The organism is Micromonospora sp. NPDC005413 (assembly GCF_040606435.1).
Taxonomy (GTDB): Bacteria; Actinomycetota; Actinomycetes; order Mycobacteriales; family Micromonosporaceae; genus Micromonospora.
The window spans coordinates 1-14,407 of record NZ_JBEXEV010000022.1 but is presented as its reverse complement, the minus strand read 5'-3'; the positions used below and the strand labels follow the sequence as shown (position 1 = coordinate 14,407).

At 70.6% G+C, this 14,407-nt stretch carries 13 protein-coding genes and 1 tRNA gene; 6 read left to right on the top strand and 8 right to left on the bottom strand.

The features are described 5' to 3' along the window. Positions 1 to 27 precede the first annotated feature (27 nt). On the bottom strand, positions 28 to 1,662 hold the full coding sequence (locus ABZS37_RS21555) for a fatty acid--CoA ligase (protein ID WP_355171626.1): 1,635 nt from the start codon (positions 1,660 to 1,662) through the stop codon (positions 28 to 30). A 71-nt stretch (positions 1,663 to 1,733) separates the two neighbouring features. On the opposite strand from ABZS37_RS21555, the gene ABZS37_RS21550 reads away from it, so the two are divergent. Beyond that, a complete protein-coding gene (locus ABZS37_RS21550; protein WP_355171475.1) occupies positions 1,734 to 2,225 on the top strand; it encodes an NUDIX domain-containing protein in 492 nt (163 codons plus the stop codon). A gap of 80 nt (positions 2,226 to 2,305) precedes the next feature. Here ABZS37_RS21550 and ABZS37_RS21545 read toward each other — a convergent pair whose 3' ends face one another. After that, positions 2,306 to 3,982, bottom strand: a complete 1,677-nt coding sequence (locus ABZS37_RS21545; protein WP_355171473.1) for an MDR family MFS transporter — start codon at positions 3,980 to 3,982, stop codon at positions 2,306 to 2,308. Positions 3,983 to 4,181: 199 nt separating this feature from the next. Between ABZS37_RS21545 and rfaE2 the strand changes: the two genes are divergently transcribed. Together rfaE2 and ABZS37_RS21535 are read left to right on the top strand one after the other, a co-directional pair. Beyond that, complete coding sequence (rfaE2, locus tag ABZS37_RS21540; RefSeq protein ID WP_355171471.1) at positions 4,182 to 6,005, top strand: D-glycero-beta-D-manno-heptose 1-phosphate adenylyltransferase; 1,824 nt, start codon at positions 4,182 to 4,184, stop codon at positions 6,003 to 6,005. Beyond that, a complete protein-coding gene (locus ABZS37_RS21535) occupies positions 6,002 to 6,880 on the top strand; it encodes a glycosyltransferase family A protein (protein WP_355171469.1) in 879 nt (292 codons plus the stop codon). The genes rfaE2 and ABZS37_RS21535 overlap by 4 nt, the downstream gene beginning before the upstream one ends. An 8-nt stretch (positions 6,881 to 6,888) precedes the next feature. Here the strand turns inward: ABZS37_RS21535 and ABZS37_RS21530 are convergent, their stop codons facing one another. From ABZS37_RS21530 to ABZS37_RS21520, 3 genes are read right to left on the bottom strand one after another with little or no spacing between them, the layout of a single operon-like run. Continuing rightward, positions 6,889 to 7,995, bottom strand: coding sequence for a glycosyltransferase family 9 protein (locus tag ABZS37_RS21530; RefSeq protein WP_355171467.1), 1,107 nt, complete (start codon positions 7,993 to 7,995; stop codon positions 6,889 to 6,891). A 9-nt stretch (positions 7,996 to 8,004) separates the two neighbouring features. After that, positions 8,005 to 8,556 carry an Hsp20/alpha crystallin family protein gene (locus tag ABZS37_RS21525; protein ID WP_355171465.1) on the bottom strand — a complete coding sequence of 184 codons (552 nt, stop codon included), beginning with the start codon at positions 8,554 to 8,556 and terminating at the stop codon, positions 8,005 to 8,007. Continuing rightward, entirely contained in the window at positions 8,556 to 9,059 is a 504-nt protein-coding gene (locus ABZS37_RS21520) for a DUF2231 domain-containing protein (protein ID WP_355171463.1), read from the bottom strand. The genes ABZS37_RS21525 and ABZS37_RS21520 overlap by 1 nt, the downstream gene beginning before the upstream one ends. A gap of 167 nt (positions 9,060 to 9,226) precedes the next feature. Here ABZS37_RS21520 and ABZS37_RS21515 point away from each other — a divergent pair, with 167 nt between their 5' ends. Continuing rightward, positions 9,227 to 9,844 carry a pyridoxamine 5'-phosphate oxidase family protein gene (locus ABZS37_RS21515; RefSeq protein WP_355171461.1) on the top strand — a complete coding sequence of 206 codons (618 nt, stop codon included), beginning with the start codon at positions 9,227 to 9,229 and terminating at the stop codon, positions 9,842 to 9,844. A gap of 31 nt (positions 9,845 to 9,875) precedes the next feature. Here ABZS37_RS21515 and ABZS37_RS21510 read toward each other — a convergent pair whose 3' ends face one another. Together ABZS37_RS21510 and ABZS37_RS21505 are read right to left on the bottom strand one after the other, a co-directional pair. Further along, on the bottom strand, positions 9,876 to 10,412 hold the full coding sequence (locus tag ABZS37_RS21510; protein WP_355171625.1) for a DUF4240 domain-containing protein: 537 nt from the start codon (positions 10,410 to 10,412) through the stop codon (positions 9,876 to 9,878). A 55-nt stretch (positions 10,413 to 10,467) separates the two neighbouring features. Further along, a complete protein-coding gene (locus ABZS37_RS21505) occupies positions 10,468 to 10,872 on the bottom strand; it encodes a VOC family protein (RefSeq protein WP_355171459.1) in 405 nt (134 codons plus the stop codon). Between the two features lie 528 nt (positions 10,873 to 11,400). Between ABZS37_RS21505 and ABZS37_RS21500 the strand changes: the two genes are divergently transcribed. After that, a complete protein-coding gene (locus ABZS37_RS21500; RefSeq protein ID WP_355171457.1) occupies positions 11,401 to 12,129 on the top strand; it encodes an LPXTG cell wall anchor domain-containing protein in 729 nt (242 codons plus the stop codon). A 284-nt stretch (positions 12,130 to 12,413) separates the two neighbouring features. Here ABZS37_RS21500 and ABZS37_RS21495 read toward each other — a convergent pair. Beyond that, positions 12,414 to 12,487, bottom strand: a tRNA-Thr gene (locus ABZS37_RS21495). A 144-nt stretch (positions 12,488 to 12,631) separates the two neighbouring features. Between ABZS37_RS21495 and ABZS37_RS21490 the strand changes: the two genes are divergently transcribed. Further along, positions 12,632 to 14,374 (top strand): metallophosphoesterase, encoded by a 1,743-nt coding sequence (locus tag ABZS37_RS21490; protein ID WP_355171456.1) that lies wholly within the window; start codon positions 12,632 to 12,634, stop codon positions 14,372 to 14,374. The last annotated feature ends 33 nt before the right edge of the window (positions 14,375 to 14,407 follow it).

Below are 14,407 nucleotides of genomic sequence, written 5' to 3'. Positions count from 1 at the left end.
CAACAGGCGACAGTGCCGGGGAAAACGTTACGGGGCTGTCAGCTCCCGGACAGTCAGCTCGCCTTCGGCGTACCGCGAACGGACGACCTTCTTGTCGAACTTGCCCACGCTGGTCTTCGGCACCGTATCGATGAACGCCCAGCGCTCGGGCAACTGCCAGCGGGCCACCGAGCCGGCCAGGAAGTCCCGCAGCTCCTCCGCGGTCACCGAGGCGCCCTCCCGGACCACCACCGTGGCCAGGGGCCGCTCGTCCCATCGCTCGTCCGGCACACCCACCACACACGCCTCCAGCACCGCCGGGTGCGCCATCAGCGCGTTCTCCAGCTCCACCGACGAAATCCACTCACCCCCGGACTTGATCACGTCCTTGGCGCGGTCGGTCAGCGTGATGTACCCGTCCGCCGAGAGGGTGCCCACGTCGCCGGTGCGCAGCCAGCCGTCGCGGAACTTCTCCTCGTCCGGGGCGTCGTCACCGACGTACCGGGCGGTCACCCACGGCCCACGGACCTCCAGCTCGCCCACGGCCTTGCCGTCGGCGGCGAACGGCTCGCCCGACGGGCCGACGATCCGCGCCTCCACGCCCGCCGGCACCCGCCCCTGGGTGTAACGGTAGCGCCACGCCTGCTCGCCGGTCGCGCCGGCGGGCGGACGCGAGACCGACCCCAGCGGGGACATCTCGGTCATCCCCCAGGCGTGGATGACGTCGATCCCGTGCCGCTCGTCGAACGCGTGCATCAATGCCGGCGGGCAGGCCGAGCCACCGACGATCACCTCGGTGAGCGAGGAGGTGTCCACGTCGTGGGTGTCCAGGTAGGCCAGCAGATCGGTCCAGATGGTCGGCACCGCGCCGGCCAGGGTGGGCCGCTCGGCGGCGATCATCTCGGCGATCGGCGCGGCCTGGAGGAACCGGTCCGGCATGATCAGCGACGCGCCGGAGAGGAAGGCCGCGTACGGCAGACCCCACGACATGGCGTGGAACATCGGCACGATGGCCAGCTCCCGGTCGGTCGGCCCGAGACCGAAACCCTCGGGCATGCAGACCTGCAACGAGTGCAGGTAGATCGACCGGTGCGAGTAGGCCACGCCCTTCGGGTTGCCGGTGGTGCCCGAGGTGTAGCAGAGCGCCGCGGCGTCGCGCTCGTCCACCTCGGGCCAGTCGTACACCTCGGGCCGGTCGGCGAGCAGCGCGTCCCAGTGGTGCACGGTGATCCGGTCGCCGGCCGCGGCCGCCAGCGGCGCCGGGTCACCGCCACCGACCACCACCACGTGCCGCACCGTGGTCAGCTCACCGATCACCCGGGCCAGCAGCGGGATGAGCGTGGTGTCGACCAGCACCACCCGGTCCTCGGCGTGGTTGGCGATGTAGACGACCTGGTCGGGAAAGAGCCGGATGTTGAGCGTGTGCAGCACCGCACCCATGCTCGGCACCGCGAAGTAGGCCACCAGATGCTCGTTGTTGTTCCACATGAAGGTGGCGACCCGCTCGTCGCCGGTCACACCGCACTCGTCGCGCAGCGCGTGTGCCAGCTGGGCGGCGGCCCGGCCCACCTCGGCGTACGTCATCCGTCGGGGTTCCGCGCCGGTCCAGGTGACCACCTCGGCCGTGCCGTGCACTCCTGCCCCGTGGTCGAGGATCCGGGAGATCTGCAGAGGGGCGTCCATCATCGTGCTACGCATGGGTAACAAGCTAGTGTCGCCGGTCACACGTTGGGAACCCCCGTAAGTTGTCGCAGGTGAGCATCTCCTGGGCCGACTCGTACGTGGGGCAGTTACGCGCACTCGCCGGGGACCGGACGCTGATGTTCGTCGGCGCCCGTGCCGTGGTCAGCGACAACGCCGGACGCATCCTGCTGATCCAACGCTCGGACAACGGCCAGTGGGCCATGCCGGCCGGGGCAATGGAGCTGGGCGAGTCGATCGCCGACTGCGCCGTCCGCGAGGTCCGCGAGGAGACCGGGCTGCGCGCGCTGCGGGTCTGCGCGTTCGCCCTCTACACCGGCCCGGACCGGACGAGCACCAACATGTACGGGCACACGTACCAGGTCTTCACCACGGCGTTCAAGGTGGAGGAGTGGGACGGGCAGCTGGCCCGGGTCACCGACGAGACCACCGACTCCGGCTTCTTCCCCCGCGACCGGTTCCCCACCCCGCTCTCCGCCTCGGTCAACGAGACCCTGGCCGACCTGGACGTCTTCGAGCAGACCAACCGGCTCATCCTGAAGTAGGCCGGACCGCCACCCCGCCTGAGCCCCGACCGCCACCATCGGCCGCCCCGACCAGTCCGGGGCGGCCGACGTGGACGCGATCAGATCATCGTCTGGGACTTGGCCTCCATGTCGGCGGCCGCCTCCTCCTTGGATTCGCGGGGCAGCGGCTTGCCGCCCGGCGCCGGCGCCTCACCGCCGAGCGGGTCGGCGCCGCCGGTGGCACCCTCCGGGCCGGCGCCCCGCAGCTGAGCGTTGGGCATCGCCAGGGTGACCAGCACCGCCACGATGGCGATCAGACCGGTGGTCAGGAAGACCAGGTGCAGCGACTCCACGAAGGACGCCTGGATGGCGCCCCGGACCGCACCGGGCAGGGCCAGGATGGTCGCCGGGTCGTTGATCGAGATGTTCGTGCCGCCGCTGGCCGCGACGGCGGCCCGCTGGTCCGGTGGCAGTTGGGCGATCGCGCCGGGCAGCCGGTCGGCGAGCTGCGAATTGAGCCGCGAGGAGAGCACCGTACCGAGGATCGCCACCCCGAACGAACCACCCAGCGACCGGAAGAACGTCGCCGAGGAGGTGCCGGCGCCCAGGTCACGGACGGAGACCGCATTCTGCACGCCGAGGATCAGCGATTGCATGCACAGACCCAGGCCGACGCCGATCACCACCATGAAGCCGAACGCCAGCCAGAGCGACGTGTTCACGCGCAGTTGGGTGAAGAGCAGCATGCCCACCACCAGGGTCACCGACCCGGCCACCGGGAACCACTTGTACCGGCCGATCCGGCTCATTGCCCGCCCGGTGAGGATCGAGGTGACGATGATGCCGGCCATCATCGGCAGCATCAGCAGACCGCTTCGGGTCGGCGATGCGCCCTTGACGATCTGCAGGTACAGCGGGATGAAGATGATCGACCCGAACATCACCAGACCGAGCACGAAGCCGGCCGAGTTGGCGAGCGCGAACGTCGCGCTGCGGAACAGCCGCAACGGCAGGATGGGCTCGGCGACCCGGGCCTCCTGGATCACGAAGAGCACGGCGAGCACCGCGCCCGCGACGAAGAGGCCGATGATCACGCCGGAGCCCCAGGGGTACTGGTTGCCACCCCAGCTCAGCGCGAGCAGCAGGCAGCTCACCCCGGCGACCAGCAGGCCGGCGCCGAGCCAGTCGATCGCGTGGTCCCGGCGCTCGAACGGGATCAGCCGCATCACGTGGTAGCAGACGATGATGGCGAGGATCGCCAGCGGCACGTTGATGTAGAAGATCCACCGCCAGTCGGTCTCCGCGAAGTAACCACCGACCAGCGGCCCGGCCACCGACGAAATCCCGAAGACGGCGCCGAAGAGCCCCTGGTAGCGACCACGCTCCCGGGGTGACACCACGTCCGAGATGATCGTGAACGCCAGCGTCAACAGGCCACCCGCGCCGATGCCCTGGATACCCCGGGTGATGATCAGCTGGGTCATGTTCTGCGACAGGCCGGCCAGCAACGACCCGACCAGGAACGTGCCGATCGAGAAGAGGAAGACCGGGCGACGCCCGTACAGGTCGGCCATCTTGCCGTACAGCGGCGTCGACGCGGTCGAGGCGAGCAGGTACGCGGTCACCACCCACGAGTAGTGGTTGATCCCGCCCAACTCGCCCACGATGGTCGGCAGGGCCGTACCGACGATGGTCTGGTCTAGGGCGGCCAGCAGCATGCCGGTCATCAGACCGATCATGAGCAGCCGGATCTGCTGACGATTCAGCACCGGCGCGGCGGAGGCTTCGGTGGTCATGTGCCCTTCTATCCCGCGAGCCGCAGAACATGCGCCCGAACGGGAAACCCCTTCTTGTTGATCAAGAGGTTTACGTCAGTTCACGCGCGCACCGTGACGCAAACCTCTTGATCAACAGGAATTGGGGGGTAGGCCGTTGATCGCCTGGACCCGGCGTGGCGCAGGTTTGGCCGTGGGGGTGCTGGGGACCCGGGGAGGCATGGCAGGAGCAGCAGCGGAACAGCGCAGGCTCGCCACCGTCGTGGAGAGCTGGCTCGGACGCCCAGTCCTGATCGTCGGCGACGCCATGCTGGACGAATGGCGGTTCGCCGACTCCGACCGGCTCTGCCGGGAGGCGCCCGCCCCCGTCCTCACCCTGCGTCGACGCATCTCCGCCGCCGGTGGAGCCGCGAACACCGCGGTCAACGTCGCCACCCTGGGCGGCCGGGCGGTGCTGGTGGCACCGGTCGGCGCCGACGTGGCCGGCGACGAACTGCACGACTGTCTGGACCGCGCTGGCGTCTGGGACCGCACGGTCAACCAGCCCGGTCGGCCCACCCCGGTGAAACGGCGGATGCTGGCCGGCAACCAGATCCTGCTGCGCGAGGACTCCGGCGACCCGGACGACGCACTCGACCCCGAGGGTGTGACCCGGCTGCTCACCGCCCTGAACTGCGCCACCGAGGAGCTGCGCGCCGCCGCCGGTGGAGAGGCGCCGACGCTGGTGGTCTGCGACTACGGCCTGGGCGCGCTGCCCGCGCCGGTCCGCGCGTGGCTGGTCGAGCAACGCGAGCGGTACGCCACGGTCGCGCTGGACGCCCACGACCTGGCCGACTGGCGGGGCCTCGCGCCCACCGTGGTCACCCCCAGCTTCGCCGAGGCGACCCGGCTGCTGGCCCGGGCCGGCGGCACGACCCGACCGGCCGGGACGGAACTGCACCTGGAACACCCCGACGGCGACCCATCCGACGGGCCGTCCGAAATGACCGTGGGCGCCGCACCGGGCGAGGCACGCACCGACGGTGTCCCCGCCGAGCCGACCCTGGAGTCGTCGCGGGTCGACCGCCCCGGGCCGGTCGGTGAACCCACCCCGGGTGAGGGCCGGGTGGCACTCACCGGCGACGGGCTCAGCGTGACCGGCACCGGCGTCACCGTGAACACCCAGGCCGGGGAGGGAGTCGACCGGGCCGTCCTGGCCGAGTCACGCCTGGCCGAGCTGCGGGCGCACACCGGCGCCGACGTGGTCGCGGTGACCCTGGACACCGAGGGCGCGGTGGTCGGCGGCGCCGACGGGGAGCCGCGACGCAGCCACAGCACCCCGGTCCCGGCGAGCCACGCCGTGGGCGCCGGCGACGCGTACCTGGCGGCGATGACGTTGGCCCTGGCCGCCGAAGCGCCGCTGCCCACCGCCGCCCAGCTCGCCCAGTTGGCGGCAACCATCACCGTGTCCGACACCGGCACCTGCGTGTGCCGGCGGGAGGATCTGCTCACCGCGCTCAACCAGCCGAGCGAGATCACGAGCCACCCCGCGCTGGTCGGCAGTGACGAGCTGGACGCGATCGTCGCCGAGTACCGTGAGGCGGGACGATCGGTGGTGTTCACCAACGGCTGCTTCGACGTGCTGCACCGGGGGCACGTGCGCTACCTGGAGCAGGCCCGCGCGTTGGGCGACCTGCTCATCGTGGCGGTCAACTCGGACGGCAGCGTACGCCGACTGAAGGGCCCGGACCGGCCGGTCAACCCGGTCGAGGACCGGGGTGCCCTGCTCGCCGCGCTCGCCTGCGTCGACCACGTGGTGGTCTTCGAGGAGGACTCACCCGCCGCACTGATCGAGGCGGTCCGGCCGGACATCTACGTCAAGGGCGGGGACTACCCGCCGGAGCTGGTGCCGGAGGCGCCACTGGTACGCCGGCTGGGCGGCCAGGTGCGCACCCTGGGGTACGTGCCGGACCGGTCCACCTCGGCGATCATCGAGCGGATCCGGTCACACAGCAAGGACCGGGAGCCCGACCCGTCGCTGAGCACCCGCACCCAGACGTCGTGAACCGCCCCCTCGACCTCGGCGACCCGGAGGAGTTCCGCAGCGACCGGCTGGTCGACGTGCTGATTCCGACCCGGAACCGGCCCGCCGAACTGGCGGTCACCCTGGGCGGGCTCGCCGCCCAGGACGGGGTGCCCGGCTTCGGGGTGGTCGTCAGCGACCAGTCCGACGGGGATCCGGCGTACGCGCATCCCGCCGCGGCCACCATGGTCCGGGCGCTGCGCCACCGGGGTCACCCGGTGCTGCTGACCCGCAGGCTGCCCCGCCGAGGGTTGGCCGAACACCGGGCGTACCTGCTGGCCGCCTCGGCCGCCCGGTACGTCCTCAGCCTCGACGACGACATCTGGCTGGAACCGGGGGCGCTGCACCGGCTGGTCACCGCGATCGGTGAGCTGGGCTGCGGGTTCGTCGGCAACGGCGTGCACGGGCTCTCGTACGCCGACGACCTGCGGCCAGAATCGCACGGGCATTACGAGGAGTGGATCGGCCCACCCACACCGGAGCGGATCCGACCCGGCACCCCGGAGTGGAACCGCGCCCGGATCCACTCGGCGGCCAACCTGCTGCACATCACCGCACACCTGGCGTTGCCGCCGGGCGCGTGGCGGGCCTACAAGGTCTCCTGGATCGGCGGGTGTGTGCTCTACGACCGGGCCAAGCTCGTCGACGCCGGTGGCTTCGACTTCTGGCGGCGGGTGCAGGAGAAGCACCAGGGCGAGGACGTGGCCGCGCAGCTCGCGGTGCTGGCCCGGCACGGCGGGGCGGGCATCCTGCCCAGCGGCGCGTACCACCTGGAGTCCCCCACCACGGTCACCGACCGGGACGTCGAGGCGTGGGAGGTCGTCCTCGCCGACGAGGACACCCCACAGCCGGCCTGAGCGCCGTTCTACGGTGCGAGCAACTCCCGGGCGGCTTCCAGCACCTCGATCACCGGAATGTCGGTGACGAAGGAATCCCGGTGCGGGCACTCTCCGTCGCCGGGCCGGTGCGGGTAGATGCCCGGCGTGCAGTCCACCCCGCAGACCGGGCAGTGCACCGTCCAGGAGCAGATCGGCCGGTGCCGGCCCCGCAACGGGTTGGCCGTATTGATCAGGTTGCCGACCCAGAAGATGCCCACCGTCGAGGTGCCCACCGCGGCGGCCAGGTGCAGCGGGCCGGTGTCGTTGGAGACGACCAGCGCGCAGTCGGCGTAGCAACCCACCAGCCCGCCGAGGCTGAGCGTGCCCACCTGCGGCCGGACCGGCACCCCCGCCGCAGCGACCACCCGGTCCACCACCTCCTGCTCGGAGGGCGTGCCGGTGACCAGCACCTCGTACCCGCCGCCGTGCAGCTCACGCGCCACCTCGGCGAAGCGCTCGGCGGGCCAGCGACGGCGGGTGTCGGTGGCACCCGGATGCAACGCCACCCGGGGTCGGCCCGCCGGGCCCAGCACCTGCGACGCCTCGGTCCGGTCGGCGTCGGTCACCGCCAGCGTCGGCATGATGGTGGCCGCCGCCGCGCCCACCAGCGCCACCACCTCCAGGTAGCGGATCACCTCGTGCTGGTAGTAGACGTAGCGGAGCCATCGATCCAGCGGCGGCGCGTCCTCGGCGCGCAGACCGACGGTCACCCGGGCGCCGAGACGACTGATCAGCGGGTTGGAGTTGGCACCGCCACCGTGGATCTGCACGGCCAGGTCGAAGCCCTCACCGGTGGCAGCCGCCAGGAAGTCGTCCATCGACGACTCCGGCTCACCCGCCTCCGGAGTGCGGATACCGGGTGCCGGCGGCACCACCAGCACCCGGTCCACCGGGCCGGGCCGGTCGCGCCAGAGCTTCGCGTGCCACGGCGCGCCGAGCAGCACGATCTCCGCCGAGGGGTACGCGGCACGCAGGGCGTCCAACGCCGGCAGGGCAAACATGAAGTCGCCAAGCGCGTTGGCGCGCAGTACGGCGATCCGCCGCACGTCGGGGACACGCTCGGCGGTCGGGCCGAGCAGAGACGGGGTTACCACGCAGCCCCGCTACGGCCGGTCGATCTCGTCGACGGTGTCCGGCCGGTGCAGCTCCCGGTCCGCAGCGGGATCGGCCGGCATCGGCGTACCAGTGGGGTAGTCGCCGGAGCGCGGCCCGGTACGACCGACGGTGATGGTGCGCGGTGTGGGCCGTGTCGCCCGGGGCAACCGGACCCGGAGCAGGCCATGGTCCATCACGGCGTCGATGGCGTCCGGGTCGACCCGGGACGGCAGGTTGATGCGGTATTCGAAGCCGCGGGTCTCGAAGCCGCCGGGGATGCCCTGGTCGGCGTTGACCTCTGCCTCGGAGCGGGCCCGCACGCACAACTCCCGGTCGTCCAGCTCGACCGCCACCTCCTCCGGCGCGACACCGGGCAGCCGGACGACGACCTCCCAGCCGTCCGAGGTCTCGGTCAGCTCGACGTCGGACGCCCCGGCACGACCACCGACCAGGCGACTCAGCTCGGCGCGCAGCGACTGCAGCTCGCCCATCGGGTCCCAGCCCTGCTGCCGGCTGCCCCGCCATCCACGGCCGAAGCCGCTGGCCTGCTGCTCACTCATCACATCTCTCCGATCCGCTGCTTGGCCGTCGACGGTCGTAGTGAGCTGGGCGCGTCCAGGCCGGCATCGCGGTCGACGCCCACACCGAGCCGGTCGACCAGCTCACCACCGAGCCAGGCGCTGATGCCGAGGATCGCCACCGCGACCACCTCGACGACGAGCAGCGCACCGCCGGCGGCGCGGGAGTCAGCGTTGAGCCGGACCACCCAGATCGCGGCGAAGAGCAGAATCACTGCGACGTTGGCGCCCGCGTGCAGCAGGCCCACCCGCTTGGCGCGGGTGCCCGTCGGAATCGCCAGCAGGTCGAACGAGCCGGCCGCCGCGGCGAGCAGGCCGCCGATCAGCCCGACCGTGATGTTCCAGTACGCGACCTCGCCGAGGAAGTCGGGACCGCCCACGGTGTCCACCACGTCGAACAGCACCGCGGTGACCAGCAACGCGACCGGGAACATGACCAGCATCGGATGGACTGGGTGACCCAGCACCTTGAGTCGGCTCTCCATCTCCCGGCCTCCACTGATCGGCGTCCTGCGAACGGTCTTCGTGCGGCGGGCGCGTCGGATGGGGCCGTACCCCTGGCAACCGGGCACAAACCTCGCGCTGGTCACGGCGTCCTAGGCTGACAAATGGTGGCGCCCGCCAACGGGTCAACGCCTGAGGGAGGATCAACGTGACGGTGGAGATCACTTCGCACGAGGAGTTGCGCGACCTGCTCGGGGTGCCGACCGCGCGGGCGGCCGACAAGGAACGCACCCGCCTGCACGAGCGGGACCGGGACTGGCTCGCCGCCGCACCGTTCTGTCTGGTGGCCACGGCCGGCGCGGACGGCAGTTGCGACGTCTCCCCCAAGGGTGACCCGGCCGGGTTCGCCCTGGTGCTGGACGACACGACCATCGCGCTGCCCGAGCGGCCGGGCAACAGGCGGGCCGACGGCTATCGCAACATCCTCGACAACCCGCACGTCGGGCTGCTCTTCCTGATCCCGGGGCGGACCGACACCCTGCGAATCAACGGGCGCGCCCGCCTGGTCCGCGACGCACCGTGGTTCGACGACATGGTGGTCAAGGGGCACCGGCCGGTGCTCGCCGTGGTGGTGGAGATCGAACAGATCTTCTACCACTGCGCGAAGGCGTTCCTACGGTCCGCGTTGTGGCGGCCGGAAACCTGGCAGCCCGACGCGCTGCCGTCGCGAGCACGCCTGATCAAGGAGGTCGAGGCGCCGGTGGAGAGCCTCGAAGACCTGGAACGGCACTACGGCCCGGAGTACGCGACGAAGATCTACGTCTGACTCCCCCGGACCACTGTCGACGGTGCCGCCGTCAGGCCGACCAGCCAGCGGGATTGCCGAACGACTCGCGAGAGATGCCGGAGCCGGTCTCCGGCCAGGAACCGAACCGCTCGTTGTGCAGGTGGGAGAAGAAGTAGCACATCTCCTCGCAGTCGGCATCCAGCAGAGCCATGGCGGGGTTGGCGCAGACGGCCTCGTAGTATGCCCGGCCGAGAGCGACGATGAACCCCCGGCAATAGAGGAAACCGTCGTCGGACCCGTCGGTCACCTCGTGGATGTCCTCCCGATCGATGTCGTGCAGCTTGCGCTCCACCACCCGGTCGAGGTCGGTCAGCTCGGGCCCGGTCAGCTCGGCACTCAGGTGACCGAGACGGTCCAGGAACGGGTCCAGCCAGTCGCCGATCGCGAAGGACGGGCCATCGTCCTCGTCGGCGGGGTCGCGCTCGACGAGGGCCTGCCGCAGCGCCAGGGGCTCGGGGCCCAACTCGGCCCACGCCGACTCGATGAGCGACCACAGTCGGGCCTCGTCGGCAGGGGTGGGCATCGTCGGTGCGGCATCGGTGGTCATGGTCACCGCCGGACCGTATCGACCACCACCGACACTTCCGTCGCCTGGGTCGGGCTCACTCCGGGGCGGTCGACACCATCCACAGGTGACCGTCGGGATCGGCGAAGACAGCCGCGTACCCCCAGGGTTGGGCTTTCGGCTCGGTGATCACCTCGCCGCCGGCAGCGCGCGCCCGCTCGACGATCGCATCCGCGTCGGCGGGCGAGGCGACGCCGAGGCTGAGCACGCACTCGCTCTGCCCCCGTGTGGCGACCTCGTGCTGGCCGATCAACCAACCGAAGCCCCCAGTCGGGATCAGCATCAGCCGCAGACCGTCGTTGACGACGAACTGCAACGGCTCAGGGAGGCCGTCGTCGGCCAGCTCGCCGACGGCGTCGAGGCCGAGACCGTCGCGGTAGAAGCGGTATGAGGTGGCACGGTCGGCGATGGGCAGGCTGACGGTCATCGGTACGAAGGTCATGGGCGGAATCCTCCAGATCGTCGGACGGGCACCGTCGCGCAATGACCGCTCCGGGCCCGGCTCGCGGAGTCACGATAAGACGTGGCGGCCGGCAACACCGCTCCTTGATGCTGTGCGAAGCCGGCCGACCAACGACTGCCGGACAGGAAAGGACGCCTGGGCGGGCATCGCCGGGTGGAGCTGCTCCTGCGGGATCCCGCGTCCAGACGAGCGCAGGGAACGAACGTGATGGACAGGTCCGTCGTGCCCGCGCTGGTCGCCGCCGCTCGAGACCAGGGTCGACGCGAGGCGCCACGTGTGGCTGCCGCACTTGCCACCAGCCACTCGTAAGCTGCCCATGAGGGAACGGTTTCGGCGGGCGCGACCGAAGGAGCGGCAATGGCGGAAGTGTCGGTCAAAATACCGTCGCCCTGAGCAAATGCATCCGAGTTGCCGATTGCGCGCTGAAGAACGTCCATCCCTCTTGCTTTTCCACCCGCTGTCGATAGCATCTCCATGTTCTGATCTGCAACGGGGAGGAAGATCCACATGCGATGGAAGGTCCCAGCCGGTGCCCTAATGGCACTGGCCTTTTTGATTCCGGCGGCACCGGCGATGGCTCAAATCGAATCGCCCGGGCCAATCGATGCCTGCCAGACCGTCGAACGCAAGTCGTACACGGACATCCGCAAGCTGATCACCATCGACCTGGATACCGCCACCACTGTGGAACTTCGGGTGTTGACCGCCCAGATCCTGACTGCGGCAAACGCCGACTCGTTGCCCGTTCTGCCTGACGTCATCCAGGAGCGGCTGGACGGCAGTTCGGATGAGCTCCGCGCATTCCTCAAGACCGAGGTGCAGAAGGTCTGGTTGACGGATCTACGGATTTCGGTGGGCCGGACCATGACGGGCGCTGGCACCAACGTGAAGGCGGCCGCGCAGAAGGTGCTCGATGAGGAGGCCGTCGATGCCTACCTGGCTTACCTGAACGACGGCCTGTACGCCGCCCGTGCGCTTGACTGCGCGTCTCAGCCCACGCCGACGCCGACGTCTCAGCCCACGACGACACCGAGCGCCACGCCCAGCGCCACGACGACCGTCGCACCGACCTCCACTTCCTCCACCACCCCCGGCGCTCCGGGCGGCGAGGGCGGTGGGTTGCCGGTGACCGGTGCCGACACCACGACCCTGGCCGGCATTGGCGGTGCGCTTCTGCTCCTCGGCGGCGGGGGCTACCTGATCGCACGCCGACGCCGTTCCCACTTCGTGGCATAGGCACCTGATCGCGCCCGGCTCGACGCTTCGTCGGGCCGGGCGCGCCCAACGGCTCCACCGGTGTGCTGCGGAAAGCTCAGTTGGCGCCGGCGAATCTCCTGGCCGGGCACCACGGGCCTGGCGTTCCGTTGACGGTGACGTCCACGGCGGCGCGGTAGCGGCTGCCGACCAACGCCCCTCGGTCGTGAGTGATGACCAACGGGAGCATCTCCGACTTGGTCGAGCAACCTGATTGACCCTGGGAAACGGCGAAGCCCAGGTCGATGACCTGGGCTTCCGTGCCGAGCCGCCTGACGGAATCGAACCGTCGACCTACGCATTACGAGTGCGTCGCTCTAGCCGACTGAGCTAAGGCGGCAACGATCAGCAAGTGTACGGCACCACCCGCCCACCGCTCGAACGGGATACCCCGACCAGTCGGGCCGTGGCCAACCGGACATCGGCTGCCATCCAGCCGTTTACCGGACAGCGGGTGATCGGGGGCGGGACTACGCTGCGGCGGGTGAGCGACGAACGCGACGATTCCCCCCACCCGGAGCGTCCTGCCCGCCCGCCGGGCGGCGAACGCGCCGCCCACCGCCCGCGCAGCACCGACCCGCTGGAGTTGGGCTTCACGCCACGCAAGCCGGTGCCGTGGCTGGCCCCGTTCCTGCTGATCAGCACCGGCATCCGGACGCTGCTCGCGGTGCTGTTCGGTGCGTACCTTGACAAGCGCGAGTTGCAGAACGCGTTCGGCGACGACGTCTTCCGCCAGGTCGGACCGGACGGCGGGCTGTGGCTCGACTACGTGGCCGACCTGGGTGACGGCTTCAACGCCACGTACTCGGTGGCGTACCTGCTGGCGCAGCCAGAGCTGTCGGTGGACGGGCACCGGCTGCCCCGGGCGCAGACCCTGGTGATGGGCGGCGACCAGGTCTACCCGTCGGCGGCCTACGAGGAGTACGAGAACCGGTGCAAGGGCCCCTACCAGGCCGCGCTGCCGGTGGCACCGCCCGAGAAGCCCACGCTCTTCGCGGTGCCGGGCAACCACGACTGGTACGACGGCCTGACGGCATTCCTGCGGCTGTTCGTCCGCTCCCGGGACCGGCACTTCGCCGGGTGGGGCACCGGGCAGTCACGGTCGTACTTCGCGGTGGAGCTGCCGGCCGGCTGGTGGCTGCTCGGCGTGGATGACCAGTCCGGCTCGTACCTGGACGACCCACAACTGGCCTACTTCGACGAGGTGGCCCGGCGGCTCGGCCCGGAGTCGAAGGTGATCATTGCAGCGCCGGCTCCGACCTGGGTCAAGGCTGCCGACAACCCGACGGCGTACGACTCGATCGACTACTTCATCCGGACGATCATCGACCCGACCGGGGCGCAGGTGCGGCTGCTGCTCTCCGGCGACCTGCACCACTACGCCCGCTATTCCGGGCCGGACCGGCAACTGATCACGTGCGGCGGCGGCGGCGCGTACCTCTACCCCACCCACAAACTGCCGGAGCGCATCGAGGTGCCGCCGCGAGACACGCTGGCCCGGCGGGCCAGCTCCGCCCGGCCGTACGACCTGGTGGCCCGCTATCCGGACGCAGCCCGATCCCGTCGCTACGGCTGGGGCGCGTTCTCCCGGCTGCCGTTCCGCAATCCCGGCTTCGCCACACTGCTCGGCATTCTGCACACCCTGCTGATGCTGGCCATGGCGGGTGCGACGGCGAACTGGGCCGACAGCACCAGCCAGCGGCTGTTCAGCGTCCCGCTGGCGCTGATGGTGCTCGTGACGGTGCTGGCGGCGGCTCTGTTCGCCAAGCCGCCCAGCGCGAGCGGTAAGCGGCACACACGGCACTGGATCCTCGGCGTCGGCCACGGCGTGGCACATGTGGCCCTCGCCGCGGCCGGCACCTGGGCGTGGTTGGCGCTGCCGTTCTACCAGTGGCCGTGGCCGCTGCCGGCGGTCGCCGCGGCGGTGGTCTACGGCCCGGTGATCGGCCTGGTCGCCAGCCAGTTGGTGGCGGCGTATCTGCTGGTGGCGAGCTCGTTCGGGGTGAACGTCAACGAACTCTTCGCCGGCCAGGGCATCGAAGACTCCAAAGTGTTCCTGCGGCTGCGCATCGACCCGGACGGGACGCTGACCGTCTACCCGATCGCGGTAGACCGGGTGTCCCGCGACTGGCAGGTAAACCCCGACCAGTCCCCCACAGCAAGCTGGCTAACCCCGAAAACCCCTCTAACCCCCCGCCTAGCCGAACCCCCCACAGTCCTCCACTAACCCCCCCACCCCCCACCCCACCCCCCACCCACC